Raw genomic sequence first — 1,851 nt, forward strand, 5'->3', positions numbered from 1 at the left:
CCTTCACCGGTGCGCCGCCCGTTGCGTGTGGCGGCCCATGTCCGTGCCCATACTGGGCAGAAGCGCTCCCGTAACGAGCGGTCGAGGAGGAACGAGGTCGAGTGGTGGCGGAACAGGGCGGTCCCGAGGACCAGAAGCCCCAGTCCGACGAGGCGCGCAGCGCCTTCGTCCCGCCTGCTGGTGTGGAGCAGCCGACGGCTCCCCAGGAGGACGACCACCCCACATCGGAATTCGCTCTTCCGGCCGGCCTGCACACCGATCCGTCGGCGGCGTCGGGCCCGGGCCAGGGTTCCGCTTCCGGATCGGGGAGCGGTTCGGGAGCAGACACGCTCTCGTCCGCCTTCGTTCCGCCGAGCGGGTACCAGGCGCAGCATCAGCCGCCCGCGTTCACTCCGGCGCACGGCATCCCGATGGTCCGGCTGACCAAGGAAGCCCCTTGGCAGGACCGCATGCGCACGATGCTGCGGATGCCCGTGTTCGAGCGTCCGGCGCCCGAGAGCGTGCAGAAGACCGACGACTCGGGGCCCGCGGTACCGCGTGTGCTCGACCTGACGCTCCGTATCGGTGAGCTGCTGCTCGCGGGCGGCGAGGGCGCCGAGGACGTCGAGGCGGCCATGTTCGCGGTGACGCGTTCGTACGGGCTCGACCGCTCCGAACCGACGGTCACCTTCACGCTGCTGTCCATCTCGTACCAGCCGTCACTGGTCGACGACCCCATCACGGCCAGCCGTACCGTGCGCCGCCGGGGCACCGACTACACCCGACTGGCTGCCGTGTTCCGGCTGATCGACGACATCACCTCGGCGGAACACGTCGAGGTCTCGCTGGAGGAGGCCTACCGGCGCCTGGCCGAGATCCGGCGTAACCGGCACCCGTACCCGGGCTGGGTGCTGACGGCCGCCGCCGGTCTGCTCGCGGGCTCGGCATCGGTGCTGGTCGGCGGTGGTGTGCTGGTCTTCATCGTGGCAGCGGCGGGCGCGATGCTCGGTGACCGGCTGGCCTGGCTCTGCGCCGGGCGCGGGCTGCCCGAGTTCTACCAGTTCACGGTCGCGGCCATGCCTCCGGCCGCGATGGGCATCGCGCTGACCCTCACTCATTCGACGGATGTGCGGCCCTCCGCGGTGATCACCGGTGGGCTGTTCGCGCTGCTGCCCGGGCGGGCGCTCGTCGCCGGGGTGCAGGACGGCCTGACCGGCTACTACCTCACCGCGGGAGCCCGCCTCCTGGAGGTCATGTACTTCTTCATCGGCATCGTGGCGGGTGTGCTGCTGATGCTCTACCTGGGCGTCCAGCTCGGCGCCCAGCTCAACCCGGAGGCGCGGTTCGTACCGAACGACCGGCCGGTGCTGCAGATCCTCGTCTCGATGGCCCTCACCCTGGCTTTCGCCATCCTGCTCCAGCAGGAACGCTCCACTGTCCTCGCCGTGACCCTCAACGGCGGCGTGGCCTGGATCATCTACGGGGCGATGGCCCGCACCGGCGGGATCTCCCCGGTGGCGGCGACGGCGGTCGCGGCCGGTCTGGTGGGGCTGTTCGGCCAGCTGTTCTCGCGCTACCGCTACACCTCGTCACTGCCCTACATCACGGCCGCGATCGGCCCGCTGTTGCCCGGTTCGGCGACCTACTTCGGTCTGCTGGGCGTGGCGCAGAACGAGCTGGACACCGGTCTCACCTCGCTCTCCACCGCTGTCGCCACCGCGCTGGCGATCGCCATCGGGGTCAACCTGGGAAGCGAGATCTCGCGCCTGTTCATGCGTGTGCCGGGCGCGGTCGAGGGCCCGTCCCGCCGGGCGGCCAAGCGGACCCGCGGCTTCTGACACACGAACGGCGCCCCGGTCCCCACGTGGGGAC

1 protein-coding gene is annotated in these 1,851 nt (G+C 70.9%); it reads left to right on the forward strand.

Features of this window, described 5'->3' with window-relative positions:
- Nucleotides 1-101 precede the first annotated feature (101 nt).
- Nucleotides 102-1,817, forward strand: coding sequence for a threonine/serine exporter family protein (locus ACFWFI_RS42530; protein WP_387401300.1), 1,716 nt, complete (start codon nucleotides 102-104; stop codon nucleotides 1,815-1,817).
- The last annotated feature ends 34 nt before the right edge of the window (nucleotides 1,818-1,851 follow it).

The organism is Streptomyces sp. NPDC060209, from assembly GCF_042728155.1.
Lineage (GTDB): Bacteria > Actinomycetota > Actinomycetes > Streptomycetales > Streptomycetaceae > Streptomyces.